Here is a 15,242-nt window from a genome sequence, read left to right as displayed (position 1 = left end):
GACTTCGACATCTCCACTAAGCCCGGAGGTCCTCCCTTCGACAACCGGAACTGGCACCAACCTCACGGCCGGGTACATCTAGGTCGTACTCACGCATCATCAGCGTGCCGGACCCGTGGCGGAAGGGCGCACCGGGCGGGGTCCTCTGGTCGGGGTTGTGTTCGTAGAAGTGCGGAGCTGCAGGCGAGTCAGGGACCTGGATGAGCAAGTAGCCGCTCGTCTCACCGTCGCCTCGGATCGCCTCGACGACCGGCCGGACGAGCGGGCGCACGCGCGACGCCAGGAGCTGGTGAATCGCCTGCTCGGGCTCGGCAGGGATCTGGTACGGCGCGGCGACGAGATGTTTCTCTTCACCTTCCTCACCGACGCCGACGACTATGAGGCCACCACCACTATTCGCCATGGCCGCGACATCCTTGGCGAGCTCGACCTTCGCCGCTTCATCGCTTCGCAACTGTGCCTTGAAGTCGAGCGCTTCGTCCTCGTCAAGATCGAGCGCTATGGCTTGGACAATGTCGGCGACGCTGAGCGGCCGTGCAACTTGGACTCCGAGACGTTCGTGAAGCCTGCTCCAGGTGATCGCCATGCCCCAGAGCGTAGGGCCTCAGATCAACTGCCCCAGGTCGACGTCGCGTCGGGGGACCTTCGCCCGATCGGCAGGACCTGGATGTCGGTGGGGTGCGGCACTATCGACACATGCCTCTGCGTACGCCGAAGTTCCTGGATGTTGAGACTCTCTTCGCGCTGGCCGAGTATGCCGATGTTGGTGTACCGCTACAGCAGGAGATCACCGAACGCACGATGAAGAACCGCAAGGGGGGCGGGAAGCTCGGGTTCAAAGGAAGCGAACTAGGTGGTGAGCGCGGAACGGAGATCGAGGTTCAGACCAGCTACACCCTGGCTCCGAATCAGAAGGCCGCAGTGAGCAAGGTTCTTGACCAGCTCAGTCACGGCGGACACGTCCAAGCACCGAGCGCCGGTCTCGCGCTGCACAAGGACACCGCCCTGGTCCTGGAAGGCGCAGCGCACCTGACTACAGCTTCGGTGGCAGGCAAGCTGCTCTACGTCGCGCTGCAGGCGATCCGCTCATCTGCTACGTCGCTAGAAGACCTGACCTCTGGTCAGATGCCCACCGGTGTGGAGGAAGCGCTCAAGGCGGTCTACCTGGGCAACGAGTTGGTGCCCGTGCCGACTCTGTTCGAGCTTGAAGGCTGTGGCCTCGAACCGCGGGTTCTGGTGAGCGTGCGACCAGGACACTTCGTCGATGACGCCGCGGCCGATCAGGTCGAAGGAGAGATCGGACTCGTCGGCACCGTCGAATCACTCATCGAGGAGGACGACTTCCTCAATACCGAGAAGTGGCTGTTGCACGGCTGGGAGTGGCTGATGAAGCGCACTCTCATGACCAGCATGGATGACATGGTCGCCGGCCTGTCGAAGTCACTTGCGATCGACCTGCCGGCCGACGACGTCCAGGCCTTCATTCCCGGCCCCGCAGTCGTCATCGACGCCGTCGCGATCTACTGATCGCATCGCGCTTCGACCGACACTCGGTCGCGAGTTACAGTGGCTTCAACCTCGACCTGCGCAAAAACGACGGCGGTCTCAACCCACCAACGCACCACGAGGGTGGATGATGCGTGGTTGTGGAGGCCGGGATGGGTGTTGGGACGTCGTTGTCGGCGCCGGAGCAGGCTGTGGTGTGGGGGGCGTGGGGTGAGGGGGAATCGCTGCGGCGGATCGCTGATCGGGCTGGCCTGCAGGAGCAGCAGGTGCGCCGGTATTTGCTGCGCCATGGCGGGGTCCGGCCTTCGCTGCCGAGGCGTTCGCTGCGACACCTGAGTCCTGGGGAGCGGGAGGAGATCTCGCGCGGGATCGCGAGCGGGCTGTCTGGACGGGCGATCGCCGCAGGGCTCGGCCGGCCGGCCTCGACGGTGTCGCGGGAGATCGCGCGCAACGGCGGCCGCGCCGCCTACCGGGCGACCACGGCAGACGGGCGTGCCCAGAGTGAGGCGCGGCGCCCGCGGGTGCCGCGCCTGGCGGGTGACGAGCGGTTGCGGACCGTGGTGCTGGGGCGGCTTGAGCTGGACTGGTCTCCGCAGCAGATTGCGGCGTGGTTGCGCCGTGAGCATCCTGACGAGCCGGGCATGTGGGTCTCGCACGAGACGATCTATCGCGCGGTGTACCTGCCGAGGTCGCGGTCGATTCCGAAGGCGACCTACCAGCGGCTGCGAACGGGTCGTTCGATGCGACGGCCCCGGATGGTCCAGCGGTCTCACGGGCGGGGGCAGCTGCGTGACATGGTGTCCATCCACCACCGCCCGGCTACCGTGGCCGACCGGCTTGAGCCTGGCCACTGGGAAGGTGACCTCGTGATGGGCAAGCGCCCCTCAGCGGTGGCCACGCTCGTGGAGCGCTCGACCCGCTACCTGAAGATCGTCCCGCTGCCCGACGGGATCAAGGCCAAGGACGTCAGCACCGCGGTCGCCCGCGCGCTGTTCAACGTGCCGCCCGGGATGTGCAAGTCCCTGACGTGGGATCGTGGCCGTGAGATGGCTGATCACGCCTTCCTCAGCGCCCTGATCGACGCACCGGTCTACTTCTGCGACCCCCGCAGCCCGTGGCAGCGCGGCACCAACGAGAACACCAACCGTCTCCTGCGCCAGTACCTACCGCGACGGTCCAACCTCACCGCGACCGACGACGTCGAGCTCGAGCGGATCCAACGACTCCTCAACGAGCGCCCGCGGCGAGTGCTCAACTGGGCAACGCCAGCGGACACGTTTCGGCAGGCTGCTGCAGATTCTCGACTTCCACGTCAGCTCGCAGCAGAGTGGGCTACTTCGGCGCCTGTGCGAGCACGAACCCTTGATCGTGCTTCTCAGTAGGGCGCGGTGCGCGGTCCAGCACGGTATCCACGTCGAGCCCGGCAGCGCGCGCCGCCGCGGCGACATCCGTCGTGAGGTGCAAGAACGAGGTGAGCTCTACTGGCTGCCCATAGGCGCTCGTGATCGTCCGTTCCCCTGTGCCCGCATGGAAGCCGAACAGGAGGGTTCCACCGGGTCGGAGCACCCGAGCCATCTCCGCGACGGCCGCTGCCAGCGCGTCAGAGGGGACGTGAATGATCGAGTACCACGCCAGTACTCCGTCGAAGACGTCCTGGTCGAACGGGAGCGCTGCAAGATCGGCTGCCACCAGCGCCGTCGGGACGGTGGGTCGTGCTGCCTCCGCGAGCATCCCCGATGAGAGGTCGATGCCGACCAGGCGCAAGGACGACTCTCGCTCGTGAAGGTGCCCCAGCATCCGACCTGTGCCACACCCCGCATCCAGCACCCGTGCCCCTGCTGGCAGCTGATCAACGAACTGGTCAATCATCGCCAGGTCCATGCCCGCTTCGAAGGACGCGTCGGGGAGCAGCGCTGCGTAGTCCGCAGCGACGGCGTCGTACCCGGCTCGCGCCCGGGCCAGTCGTTCGTTCATAGGAGGCAGAGTAGGCCAGCGCCCGTTAGCCGATCCCTCACCGGGCACCTGGGACCCGCCAACTCAACGCACGCGGTTCCGCCAATTCTTGGTGCCCGGTAGACCCGCCCGCAAATGTGCCCGGTGAAGGGGGTTGAACTGCGACACTTGCGCCATGACGGGTATGAAGATCGGATATGCGCGGGTCTCGACTCAAGGGCAGGACCTGACCGCCCAGCGCGAAGGGCTCGAGCGGCTGGGTGTCGAGGCCGAGCGGATCTACGTCGACCACGGCCTGACCGGCACCAACCGCGACCGGCCAGGGCTGCGTGAAGCCCTCGCCGCGTGCCGGGCCGGGGACATGCTCGTGGTCACCAAGCTCGACCGCCTCGCCAGGTCCCTGCCCGACGCCAGGCACATCGCCGACGAGCTCACCCGCCGCCGAATCGTCCTCTCCCTGGGCGGCAACGCCTACGACCCGACCGACCCCGTCGGCAAGCTCCTGTTCAACGTCCTGGGCATGGTCGCCGAGTTCGAGGCTGACCTCATCCGCGCGCGTACCCGCGAAGGTATGGCCATAGCCAAGGCCAAGGGCCGGTTGCGTGGGAAGAAGCCGAAGCTCACGCCCGCCCAGCAACGCCACCTCCTGGCCGTCCACGCCGCCGGCGAGCACACCAGCGGTGAGCTTGCTGAGCTCTTCGGCGTCTCACGCGCAACCGTCTATCGCACCATCCAGCGCGCTGTCGCCCCGTCGCTCACTGGGCCGATGGCCTGAGACCGTCAGTAGCAGCCCCTACGAGGCGGCAGGCAATTGTCTCGACCACCGGGCCCGATGCGGGCACCCTGACCGCATGACCTCACACTTCCTGCGGGCTGCTGGCTTCGACGAGTCCTTGATGGTTGAACACGGCCGGGCACGTCCTGTTGCGTCGATCCGGCTGTACCTCGATGTTGACGAACCGAGCTGGGTACGGTGCCGGGCGCTCTCGTTCCTTGGCTCGCAGTACTACGACGACGTCAAACCCCAGCGGACGCGCTTCGAGCGTCCCGCACTGTGCCTCGTCGCGGTACTCGATCAAGAAGTCGTCGGAATCCTCGACGTTGAGATCGATGGCGCTTCGGCGACGATCGACACCATCGCGACGCACCCCGACCACGGCCAGCTAGGCATCGCCAGTGCACTGCTCACGAGCGCTCTCCCAATGCTCGACGACCGGGGAGTCACGAGCCTCGATGCCTGGACCCGCGAAGACGTCGCGGCGAACGCCTGGTACCAGCGCCACGGATTCGCCGAGGAGTTCCGGTACCTGCACGTCTACAAGGACTGGGATGGAGCCGCCGAAGGATTCACATCGCCGCCAGGTCTGAGTTCCCCCGTCCGGGCCTTCGCCCATGCCGAGATCGAGCACGAATCGGATCTCCGCGCACGCTTCCGCAGGGTCTACGTCTGCCGACAGTACAAGCGGAGAATCTAGCGCCAACTCGAGCGAACATCTGCTACCGAACTCACCCCCACCGGTAACGTCAGCAGCAGGTGGTGCGTTGGTGGGTTGAGACCGCCGGACATACCACCCCGCCGACGACGCGTTGCGGCTAGGCTCGCCGGGTGACCCATCTCCAGGACTCACCGCAGCCCGGCCACCGCCCCGCCACCGGCGCCCGCGAGGGGCGCCCGCGGAAGGTCGCGGCGTTCTTCGACCTGGACAAGACGATCATCGCGACGTCGTCGACCGCGGCGTTCTCCAAGCCGTTCTACGCGGGCGGGCTCATCAGCCGCGGCGACGTGCTGCGCAGCGCGTACGCGCACTTCCTCTACATGGTGGGCGGCGCCGACGCGGACCAGACCGAGCGCATGCGCTCGCACCTGAGCGCCCTGGTGACGGGCTGGGACGTGCGGACCGTCTCGCAGATCGTCGAGGAGACGCTGCACGAGTACATCGACCCGGTCGTGTACGCCGAGGCGGTCGAGCTCATCGTGAGCCACCACGACCGGGGGCACGACGTCGTGATCGTCTCGGCCTCGGGGTCGGAGGTCGTCGAGCCCATCGCCGCCGTGCTGGGCGCGGACCACTACGTCGCGACGCGCATGGAGATCGTCGAGGGCCGGTACACGGGCGACATCGACTTCTACGCGTACGGGGAGAACAAGGCCGTCGCGATCCGCGAGCTCGCCGAGACCCACGGCTACGACCTCGACGCGTCCTACGCGTACTCGGACTCGATCACCGACGCGCCCATGCTCGGGGCCGTCGGGCACGGTTTCGCGGTCAACCCGGACCGGACGCTGCGGCGTCTCGCGGGAGAGAGCGGCTGGGGCACGCTCACGTTCACGCGGCCGGTCACGCTGCGCACCCAGCTCTCGCCGCCGCGGACCGCCGCGGTCGTGGGCGGCGCCGTGGTGCTCGCGGTCGTGGGCTGGCTCGTGTGGCGGGCGGCGCGCAGGCGCTCGGGCGGGGGCACGGACCGCTAGCCGTTCGAAGGCGCGGGGTCCCCGTTGTCCGGCTCCTCCCGGCTCGGGATCGAACACCGCGTGGAGGTTCGCCCGCGCGCCCGCCGGGCCCTTGCGCGACGGCTGGGACGGGAGTATCACTGAGGAACAACAGCATCAGGGGCGGGCGGAACCCACGCGCGAGAAGTCCACGCATAGGACTGGCTGACCGGGCTTGACCCGTTGCAGCACTACCCTCGCAGCACGCTTGTTAGCCCCCGCCCCGCTGGCGAGCACGGCGTCCCTCCGGGGGCGCCGTTCCCGTGCCGGGACGGTGCCGCATACCCTGATCCCCATGACCTCAGCGCCGAGCGTTTCCTCGTCCATCACCGTCCGCCTCCAGGTCGAGGCCAGGCCGACGGCGGTCAGCGAGCTCACGACCGCGATCGAGCAGACGGGCGGGATCGTGTCGGCCCTCGACGTCACGGCGTCGGGGCACGAGCGGATCAGCGTGGACGTGACGGTCGCGACGCGCGGCGAGTCGCACGCGGCGGAGATCGTCGAGGCCCTGCGCGTGCTGCACGGGGTCGCGGTCGACAGGGTCTCGGACCGGACGTTCCTCCTGCACCTGGGCGGCAAGCTCCAGATCGAGTCCAAGGTCCCGATCCGCAACCGTGACGACCTGTCGATGATCTACACGCCGGGCGTCGCGCGGGTGTGCGAGGCGATCGCGGCCCGCCCCGAGGACGCGCGTCGGCTGACGATCAAGCGCAACACGATCGCGGTCGTCACGGACGGGTCGGCGGTCCTGGGCCTGGGCGACATCGGCCCGCTCGCGTCGCTGCCCGTCATGGAGGGCAAGGCCGCGCTCTTCAAGCGCTTCGCGGACATCGACGCGTTCCCCATCGCGCTCGACACGCAGGACGTCGACGAGATCGTGCGCACGGTCAAGGCCGTCGCGCCGGTCTTCGCGGGGATCAACCTCGAGGACATCTCGGCCCCGCGCTGCTTCGAGATCGAGCGGAGGCTCCGCGCCGAGCTCGACATCCCGGTGTTCCACGACGACCAGCACGGCACCGCGATCGTCGCGCTCGCGGCGCTGACGAACGCGCTCAAGGTCGTGGGCAAGGACCTGGCCGAGGTGCGGATCGTGCTGTCGGGCGCCGGGGCCGCGGGGACGGCGGTCCTCAAGCTGCTCCTGGCCGCGGGCGCGCACGACGTCGTGGTGGCCGACGTCGACGGCGTGATCCACCCCGACCGCCCGGGCCTGTCCCCCGCGCTCGCCTGGACCGCGATAAGCACCAACCCCCGGCACGTGAGCGGGACGCTCGTCGAGGCCCTCGCGGGGGCCGACGTGTTCATCGGGGTCTCCGCGCCGGGCATCCTCACGGGCGACGACGTCGCGACCATGGCCCCCGACTCGATCGTGTTCGCGATGGCCAACCCCGAGCCCGAGGTGGACCCGGTCGACGCCGCGCAGCACGCCGCGATCGTGGGCACGGGCCGCAGCGACTTCGCGAACCAGATCAACAACGTGCTCGCCTTCCCCGGCGTTTTCCGCGGCCTGCTCGACGCGCAGTCGCACAAGATCACCGACACCATGCTGCTCGCCGCGGCCCGCGCGCTCGCCTCGACGATCCACGAGGACCAGCTCAACCCGACCTACATCGTGCCGAGCGTGTTCAACCCCGAGGTCACGACGGTCGTCGCGGCGGCGGTCGAGGCCGCGGCCCGTGCGGAGGAGGCCGCCTCGCCCGTCGTCTGAGCGAGGCCCGGCCCGGCTGGACCTCGCGCCGCGGCGACGTGCCCGACGACGCCGCGCACCGCCGTCGGGCACCTCGCCCCCCGCACGGGCGCACCTCGCCCGGGCCGACAGGTCAGTGCCCCGCCGGTTCCCTCCGCAGGTCCGCGAGCGCGCTGACCTGCGAGCAGCACGCCGCGAGCAGCTCCTCGTCGTGGCTGATGAGCAGGACCCCCACGTCCTGAGCGGCGGCCTCGGCCTCGACGAGGCGCACGAGCGTCGCGGTCGTCGCGGCGTCGAGCATCGCGGTCGCCTCGTCGCAGATCAGGTAGCGCGGCCCCTGCGCGAGGGCCCGGGCCAGGCAGGCCCGCTGGAGCTGGCCGTCGGAGACCTGGTACGGCCGGCGCGTGAGCAGGTCGGGGGTCAGCCCCACGCGCGCCGCGACACCCTCGACGTCGACCGGGCGGCGCGCGACCTCGGCGGGCTGCGCGATGATCGAGCGCAACGACAGGCGCGGGTCGGTCGACGCCCGCGGCGACTGGAACAGCATCGCCACGGAACCCCGCAGCTCCCGCTGCACCGCGAACCTCGTACCCGTCGCGACCTGGTCGTCGACGCTCACGCTCCCGGCGCGGGGTGCGTCGAGCAGCGCCAGGACCCGGGCGAGCGTCGTCTTGCCCGTGCCCGAGGGGCCGGAGAGCCCCACGATCGTGCCCGCCGGGACGCTGATCGACACGTCGGTCAGGACAGGCGGCCTGCGTCGGTAGCCCGCGACCACGCCGTGCGCCGCGAGGCTCATCAGGCCACCTCGTCGCGCAGCGTGCGGTACGAGCGGTCGCCGACCTGGACCAGGGCCGTCGGTCCGCCCGACTGCCGGGTCTCGGGGCGGCGCAGGTGGTACACGCAGTCGTCCGGCAGGTCGGTGAGCTGCGGCGGCAGCCCCGGCAACGGGTGCATCCCCCGCGAGGGCAGCGCGCCCAGGAGGTCACGCGTGTAGTCGTGCCACGGGTCGTCGAACACCTCGGCCGCCGGACCCGTCTCCATGAGGCGCGAGGCGTACATGACGGCGAGCCGGTCGGCCACGCCCGTGCGGACCAGGGACGCGAGGTCGTGCGTGATGAGCAGGACCGCCGCGCCGTCGTCGGCGCACTCGCGCAGCAGCCCCAGGATCCTGTCGGTCAGGGCACGGTCGAGGCTCGCGGTGGGCTCGTCCGCGACGACGACCGAGGGGTCGCCCGCGAGCGCCCCCGCGACGGCCACACGCTGGGCCATGCCGCCCGAGAGCTCGTGCGGGTAGCAGGCCAGGGCCGAGGGGTCGAGGCCCACACGCACCGCGAGGTCGTCGCTCGTGCGCTCCGAGCCGAGGGCCGCGATGGTCTCGTCGAGCTGGGAGCGCGCGGTGCGCACGGGTGTCAGGTGCGTGGCCGCCGACTGCGGGACGAGGGCCGCGTGCCGCCCCCGGAAGGGCTCCCCCGAGAACACGTCGACGACCCCCTGCGCGGTCGTGACCGTGATGGTCCCGGTCCGCCACGCACCCGCCGGGAGCTGGTCCATGACCGCGGAGGCCAGGATCGACTTGCCGCAGCCCGACTCGCCCACGAGGGCCGTGACGGTGCCCCGCGGGACGTCGAGGCTCACGTCGCTCGCGGCGTGGACCACCGACCCGCCGGGCAGGGGCAGGCGCACGGTCAGGTTCTCGACGCGCAGGCTCACAGTCTCAGCTCCGAAGGTTGGGGTGGGGTGATGACCTTGCGCAGGGCCTGTCCCGCGAACGCCACCGCGAGGGTGACGACCACGAGCACGGCCGCGGGGAACACGAGCGTCCACCACCCGCCCAGGAGCAGCGAGCTGCGTGCCTCCTCGAGCAGCGTGCCGAGGCTCGGTTCGTGCGGGGGCAGCCCGAAGCCCAGGAAGGACAGCGTCGACTCGTGCCACACCGCGTGCGGCAGGAGCAGCACCACCGCGATCAGGGCCTGCGGCGCGGTCGCCGGGACGAGGTGGCGCACCGCGACCTGCCGGCGGCTCGCGCCCGCGAGCACCGCCGCGTCGACGAACGGGCGCTGCCGCAGGCTCAGGATCTCCGAGCGCACGATCCGCGCGACCTGCGTCCAGTGGGTCAGCGCGATCGACAGGACGATCGCGACGAGGCTGCCGCGGAACATGGCCACGATCACGATCCCGAGCAGCAGGTGCGGCAGCGCGTTGACCGCGTCGGTGCTGCGCATGATGACGCGGTCCGGCCAGCCGCCCCAGAACCCGGCCGCCGTCCCGACCACGACCCCGATCACGGTCGCGAGCAGCGCGCACAGGAGCGCCACGAGGAGCGAGGTCCGGATGCCCGACGCGATGCGCACGAACAGGTCGCGGCCCGCGGAGTCGGTGCCGAACAGGTGCTCGCCCGACGGCGCGAGACGAGCCTGCGAGAAGTCCGTGACGCGGTCGTCGACCCCCGCGAGCCACGGGACCAGGACCGCGTAGAGCACCACGACCGCCAGGACCGACCCGGCGACCAGCAACCGGCGCCTAGCCATCGGTGCTGACCCGGGGATCGACGAGGGCCACGACCACGTCGGCGAGGAGCGACCCGATCATGACCACGAGGGTCGTCCCGATCGTCAGGAACGCCAGGAGCGCCATGTCCAGGTCGCGGGCCGAGGTCACGATCGCCCCGGCCACACCCGGCCAGCTGAAGACCTCCTCGACCAGGACCGCCCCGACGACCAGCTCGGGCAGCCGCACCCCGACGACGTTGACGAACGGCGCGAGCGACGTCGGCACGATGTGACGGCGCGTGACGACCTGCGTCGGGACGCCTCGCGAGACGGCCCCCGCGACGAAGTCCTCGCCCTTCGAGGTCACGACCGACTCGCGCACAGCGAGCAGGAGCCACGGCACCTGCGAGATCGCGAGGACCACGACCGGCAGGACAAGGTGGCGCAGCACGCCCCCGGCCGTCGGGTCCGAGCCTGCGTCCGAGAGCCCCGCAGCGGGCAGCCACCCCAGCGTGAGCGCGAAGACCGCGATCGCGGCGAGCGACAGGACGAACGGTGGCAGCCCCTGCACCACCACGCACAGCGCCGTGACCCCCCCGGTCGAGGATCCCGCCGCTGCGCACGCCCGCGGTGATACCCAGCAGCAGGGCGATCACGACCGCGAGCGCCAGCGCGGACCCCGCGAGCAGCAGCGTCCACGGCAGACGCTCGGCGACGACCTGCGCCACGGGCTGGTTGAACGATCGCGAGAGGCCCAGGTTCCCGCCGAACAGGTCCTGGACCCACCCCCCGTACGTCGAGTACCAGGGCTGCTCGAACCCCAGCTGCTCCGAGATGATCGCCTTGTCGGCCTCGCTCGTGGTCATGTACCGGGTGCCGAGGTACCCGACCAGGGGGTCGAACGGCGAGTACCTCGCCGCCGCGAACAGCCCGGCCGAGACGGCGGCCAGGACCGGCACGACGAAGAGGAGGCGGCGACCCACCATGCGCCAGACGTCACGGTGGCGCCCGCGTCGCAGGTCCCGCACCGAGGGTGCGTCGCCCTCCGGGGGGCGGGAGGCGCCGTCGGGCACCGTGCCGGACCGGCCGGGCTCGGCGGGCCCACCCCCTGGCCCGTTCCGGGGGGCCGGGCGCTCCCCGCGCCCCGCCTGGACCGTGGTCACCGGTCCCGCGTCCAGGACTGCAGCGACCACCACGGGCCCCAGGTCACCCCGTGCGCGTGCGGTTCGAGGACCTGGCCGGACATGTCCCACCCCGCGTCCTTCGAGACGTACGTGTGGTCGAGGAAGACCAGGTACACGTATCCCGGGTCCTTGACGTACGCGTCCTGGACCTCACGGTAGGCCGCGTCGCGCTCGGCCTGGTCGAGGCTGCGGCGCCCGACCTCGAGCGCGGCGTCGACCGTGGCGTTCTGGTAGTCGCTCGCGTTGTCGTAGACGCTGCCGACGTCCGGCTGGACGAACACCGAGCTCAGGGCACCGTAGGCCTGGGTGTCGGGGTCGAACGGCTCGTCGCCGCCGCCCAGGAGGGTCGAGTCGGTGTTGATGCGCGGGTCGATCCGGTCCCAGGACAGCGCCTCGAGGTTCACCTCGACGCCCACCGCGAGCGCGTCCGACGCGAACGCCTGGGCGAGGTCGCGACGGACGGTGTCGACCGAGTTGTACATGAGAGCGATCTGCGCGCGCTGCCCGTCCTTGACGCGGATGCCGTCCGCGCCCTCGACCCAGCCTGCGTCCGTGAGGATCTGTTCGGCCCGGGCCGGGTCGTGCTCGAACACCGCGTCCGGCTCGTACGCGTCGCCGTAGACCTCGGGGAACGGGGTCGCCGCCACGCGGCCGTGCCCGCCCAGGACGTTGTCGATCATCGATCGCCGGTCCGCTGCCAGGTTGAGCGCCATGCGTACCGCCGGGTCCCCCGAGACGGGGTTGTCCGTGGGGAGCGAGAGGCCGCGCCAGTCGGCCGAGGTGTGCGCGGTGACGGTCGTGCCGTCCTTGCCCTCGAACGTGTTCGCGAGCAGGGGCGGCAGGTTGGTTCCGTCGATCTCCCCCGAGGCCATGCGCTGCGCGCGCGAGTTGTCGTCGGGGACGTAGAGCAGGGTGAGCCTCTTGACCTCGGGTGCGCCGTCCCAGTAGTCCTCGTTGGCCTCGAGGACCGCACGGTCCGGGGACAGGTCGACGAGCGTGTAGGGGCCCGTGCCGACCGGCTCGGTGTTGAGGGGGGACTCGGCAGCGAGGCCCGGGGTCGCGACGGCCTCCGACGGGACGATGCCGATGAGCATCTTCGTCAGGAGCGGCGCGTAGGAGTACGCGAGACGGAGCTCGACCGTGTCGTCGCCGGTCTGGACGACCTCCTCGATCATGTCGAACGACGAGCGCGCCTCCGACGCGGACGCCGGGTCGAGGATCGCCTCGTACGTCGCCACGACGTCCTCGGGGCCGAGGGTGCTCCCGTCGGAGAACGTCACGCCCGGTCGGAGCGTCACGGTCCACACGGTCGCGTCCTCGTTCGCCGTGGGCAGCTCGGCGGCGAGCGCGGGCTCGAACCCCGGCATCCCCTCGCCTCCGGTCAGTCGGACCAGGCCGTCGTACATCTTGGCCTCGCCCGCGGCCCCGAAGCCCGCGACGGGGTTGTACCCGCCCAGCTCGTAGCCGTCCGCGAGGACGATGCCGTCGGTGCTGTCGGCCCCCGCGGCGCTCCCGCCGCCGGTACTCCCTCCGGGGGCGGTGCACGAGGCGAGGACCAGCGCGCCGCTCAGGGCGATCACCGGGAGGACAGGACGTACTGCTCGAGATCGCGCCACGACGTTCCCTTCGCAGCGCGCGCGACGGCTCGTGGGCTTTTGTCAGCACCTTCTCCCATTTCGGAAGACAGTGACGCGGGTCACCCGATCGGGTCTAGACTCGGCCCGGTCGGGGCAGGACAGGCCCCGTCGCTCGACGTGTCTCGCCCCCTCCCGGCCTCCTCGCAACCGGCCGGAGGGACCCCACGTCACGAGCCCCGCACCAGAGTCGATGCGCACCGGAGGTAAGAGTGCCTGAGAATGTGACCACCACCGAGACCAGGGTCGACGGGCAGGCCGGGTCCCCGGGTCTGGAGAACCTCCTCCACGAGGAGCGCAGCTTCCCGCCCAGCCCCGAGTTCGCCGCCCAGGCCAACGCCCAGCCGGCGCTGTACGACGAGGCCAGGGCCGACCGTCTCGCGTTCTGGGCACGCCAGGCCACCGAGCTCGTGTCGTGGAGGACGCCCTTCACCGAGACGCTCGACTGGTCGAACGCGCCCGTCGCGCGCTGGTTCGGCGACGGCACGCTCAACGCGGCCTACAACGCGGTGGACCGCCACGTCGAGGCCGGCAACGGCGACCGCGTCGCGATCCACTTCGAGGGCGAGCCCGGCGACACGCGCACCGTCACGTACGCGGACCTGCAGCGCGAGGTCTCGCGCGCGGCCAACGCGCTGAACGCGCTCGGCGTGACCACGGGCGACCGCGTCGTCATCTACCTGCCCATGGTCGTCGAGGCCGTCGTCGCCATGCTGGCCTGCGCCCGCATCGGCGCCCCGCACTCGGTCGTGTTCGGCGGCTTCTCGGCCGACGCGCTGCGCAGCCGCATCGCGGACGCCGAGGCCAAGGTCGTCATCACGGCGGACGGCGGCTACCGCCGCGGGTCCGCGTCGGCGCTCAAGCCCGCTGTCGACGAGGCCCTCGCCCCCAAGGAGGGCGCCGCGCCCACCACGGTCGAGCACGTCCTGGTGGTGCGCCGCACCGAGCAGGACGTCGAGTGGACGCAGGGACGCGACGTCTGGTGGCACGACGCCCTCGAGGCGGCCGACGTCCAGCACACCCCCGTGTGGGTCGAGGCCGAGCACCCGCTGTTCATCCTCTACACGTCCGGCACCACCGGGAAGCCCAAGGGCATCCTGCACACGACCGGCGGCTACCTGACGCAGGCCGCGTACACGCACAAGAACGTGTTCGACCTCAAGGCCGAGTCCGACGTCTACTGGTGCACCGCGGACATCGGCTGGGTCACGGGCCACTCCTACGTGACCTACGGCCCGCTGCTCAACGGCGCGACCCAGGTCATCTACGAGGGCACCCCCGACTCCCCTCACCAGGGCCGCTGGTGGGAGATCATCGAGAAGTACAAGGTCTCGATCTTCTACACCGCGCCCACCGCGATCCGCGCCTGCATGAAGTGGGGCGAGGAGATCCCGAACAAGTTCGACCTCACGAGCCTGCGGGTCCTGGGATCGGTCGGCGAGTCCATCAACCCCGAGGCGTGGATGTGGTACCGCCGCGTCATCGGTGGCGACAAGGCCCCGATCGTCGACACGTGGTGGCAGACGGAGACGGGCGCGATCATGATCTCGCCGCTGCCGGGCGTCACCGCGACCAAGCCGGGCTCGGCCCAGGTCCCGCTGCCGGGCATCGTCGCGGACGTCGTCGACGACAACGCGCAGCCGGTCCCGAACGGTGGCGGCGGCTACCTGGTCCTGTCCGAGCCGTGGCCGTCCATGCTGCGCGGCATCTGGGGAGACCTCGAGCGCTTCAAGGACACGTACTGGTCACGCTTCCCCGGCATCTACTTCGCGGGCGACGGCGCCAAGAAGGACGAGGACGGCGACATCTGGCTGCTCGGCCGCGTCGACGACGTCATGAACGTCTCGGGCCACCGCCTGTCGACCACGGAGATCGAGTCCGCCCTCGTCTCGAACCCGCTCGTCGCGGAGGCCGCGGTCGTGGGCGCCACGGACGAGCTCACGGGGCAGGCGGTCGTCGCGTTCGTCATCCTGCGCGGCGAGCACGCCGCCCGAGCGGCGGACCCGGACGGAGCCGCGGCCGTCGAGCTCGAGCTGCGCAACCACGTGGCCAAGGAGATCGGGCCCATCGCGAAGCCTCGCAAGATCCTCGTGGTGCCCGAGCTGCCCAAGACGCGGTCGGGCAAGATCATGCGGCGCCTGCTGCGCGACGTCGCCGAGAACCGCACGGTCGGGGACGCGACGACGCTCGCGGACTCGTCGGTCATGACGCTCATCGCGTCGGGCCTCGCGAAGCCGGCGGGCTCGGAGGACTGACCGCGGGTGCCGAACCCGAGGTCGGTCAGGCAACTGCCCCTTGTCGCCT

At 70.6% G+C, this 15,242-nt stretch carries 14 protein-coding genes; 7 read left to right on the top strand and 7 right to left on the bottom strand.

The annotated features are described in order from the left end of the window. Positions 1–16 precede the first annotated feature (16 nt). Positions 17–586 (bottom strand): AlbA family DNA-binding domain-containing protein, encoded by a 570-nt coding sequence (locus H9623_RS17435; protein ID WP_193721279.1) that lies wholly within the window; start codon positions 584–586, stop codon positions 17–19. Positions 587–696: 110 nt separating this feature from the next. Between H9623_RS17435 and H9623_RS17430 the strand changes: the two genes are divergently transcribed. Then, entirely contained in the window at positions 697–1,527 is an 831-nt protein-coding gene (locus H9623_RS17430; RefSeq protein ID WP_193721278.1) for a hypothetical protein, read from the top strand. A gap of 131 nt (positions 1,528–1,658) precedes the next feature. After that, positions 1,659–2,888, top strand: a complete 1,230-nt coding sequence (locus H9623_RS17425) for an IS30 family transposase (protein WP_227748863.1) — start codon at positions 1,659–1,661, stop codon at positions 2,886–2,888. Here the strand turns inward: H9623_RS17425 and H9623_RS17420 are convergent. Beyond that, entirely contained in the window at positions 2,839–3,480 is a 642-nt protein-coding gene (locus H9623_RS17420) for a class I SAM-dependent methyltransferase (RefSeq protein WP_193721277.1), read from the bottom strand. The two genes, H9623_RS17425 and H9623_RS17420, sit on opposite strands and share 50 nt — an antisense overlap. A 154-nt stretch (positions 3,481–3,634) precedes the next feature. Here H9623_RS17420 and H9623_RS17415 point away from each other — a divergent pair, with 154 nt between their 5' ends. The 4 genes from H9623_RS17415 to H9623_RS17400 all read left to right on the top strand — a co-directional run bounded on the left by H9623_RS17415 (position 3,635) and on the right by H9623_RS17400 (position 7,652). Next, positions 3,635–4,234: a recombinase family protein gene (locus H9623_RS17415; RefSeq protein WP_227748850.1), complete on the top strand. Its 600-nt coding sequence runs from the start codon at positions 3,635–3,637 to the stop codon at positions 4,232–4,234. Positions 4,235–4,310: 76 nt separating this feature from the next. After that, entirely contained in the window at positions 4,311–4,934 is a 624-nt protein-coding gene (locus tag H9623_RS17410; protein WP_227748849.1) for a GNAT family N-acetyltransferase, read from the top strand. Between the two features lie 131 nt (positions 4,935–5,065). Beyond that, positions 5,066–5,929 (top strand): HAD family hydrolase, encoded by an 864-nt coding sequence (locus H9623_RS17405; protein WP_193721276.1) that lies wholly within the window; start codon positions 5,066–5,068, stop codon positions 5,927–5,929. Positions 5,930–6,242: 313 nt separating this feature from the next. Then, positions 6,243–7,652, top strand: coding sequence for an NAD-dependent malic enzyme (locus tag H9623_RS17400; RefSeq protein ID WP_193721275.1), 1,410 nt, complete (start codon positions 6,243–6,245; stop codon positions 7,650–7,652). Positions 7,653–7,764: 112 nt separating this feature from the next. Here the strand turns inward: H9623_RS17400 and H9623_RS17395 are convergent, their stop codons facing one another. The 5 genes from H9623_RS17395 to H9623_RS17375 all read right to left on the bottom strand — a co-directional run bounded on the left by H9623_RS17395 (position 7,765) and on the right by H9623_RS17375 (position 12,884). Then, the gene (locus H9623_RS17395) at positions 7,765–8,427 is read right to left on the bottom strand and encodes an ABC transporter ATP-binding protein (RefSeq protein WP_193721274.1); all 663 of its coding nucleotides are present in this window, start codon (positions 8,425–8,427) and stop codon (positions 7,765–7,767) included. Continuing rightward, positions 8,427–9,341 carry an ATP-binding cassette domain-containing protein gene (locus H9623_RS17390; RefSeq protein ID WP_193721273.1) on the bottom strand — a complete coding sequence of 305 codons (915 nt, stop codon included), beginning with the start codon at positions 9,339–9,341 and terminating at the stop codon, positions 8,427–8,429. The genes H9623_RS17395 and H9623_RS17390 overlap by 1 nt, the downstream gene beginning before the upstream one ends. Continuing rightward, complete coding sequence (locus H9623_RS17385; protein ID WP_193721272.1) at positions 9,338–10,159, bottom strand: ABC transporter permease; 822 nt, start codon at positions 10,157–10,159, stop codon at positions 9,338–9,340. Before H9623_RS17385 ends, H9623_RS17390 begins: the two co-directional genes overlap by 4 nt. Continuing rightward, entirely contained in the window at positions 10,152–10,697 is a 546-nt protein-coding gene (locus tag H9623_RS19680) for an ABC transporter permease (protein WP_321575519.1), read from the bottom strand. The genes H9623_RS17385 and H9623_RS19680 overlap by 8 nt, the downstream gene beginning before the upstream one ends. A 582-nt stretch (positions 10,698–11,279) precedes the next feature. Further along, positions 11,280–12,884 (bottom strand): ABC transporter substrate-binding protein, encoded by a 1,605-nt coding sequence (locus tag H9623_RS17375; RefSeq protein ID WP_193721271.1) that lies wholly within the window; start codon positions 12,882–12,884, stop codon positions 11,280–11,282. A 278-nt stretch (positions 12,885–13,162) separates the two neighbouring features. Here H9623_RS17375 and acs point away from each other — a divergent pair, with 278 nt between their 5' ends. After that, positions 13,163–15,193: an acetate--CoA ligase gene (gene acs, locus H9623_RS17370; RefSeq protein ID WP_193721270.1), complete on the top strand. Its 2,031-nt coding sequence runs from the start codon at positions 13,163–13,165 to the stop codon at positions 15,191–15,193. Positions 15,194–15,242 lie beyond the last annotated feature (49 nt).

It is taken from the genome of Oerskovia douganii, from assembly GCF_015142735.1.
Lineage (GTDB): Bacteria > Actinomycetota > Actinomycetes > Actinomycetales > Cellulomonadaceae > Oerskovia > Oerskovia douganii.
This window is presented reverse-complemented; position numbering and strand designations above follow the sequence as displayed.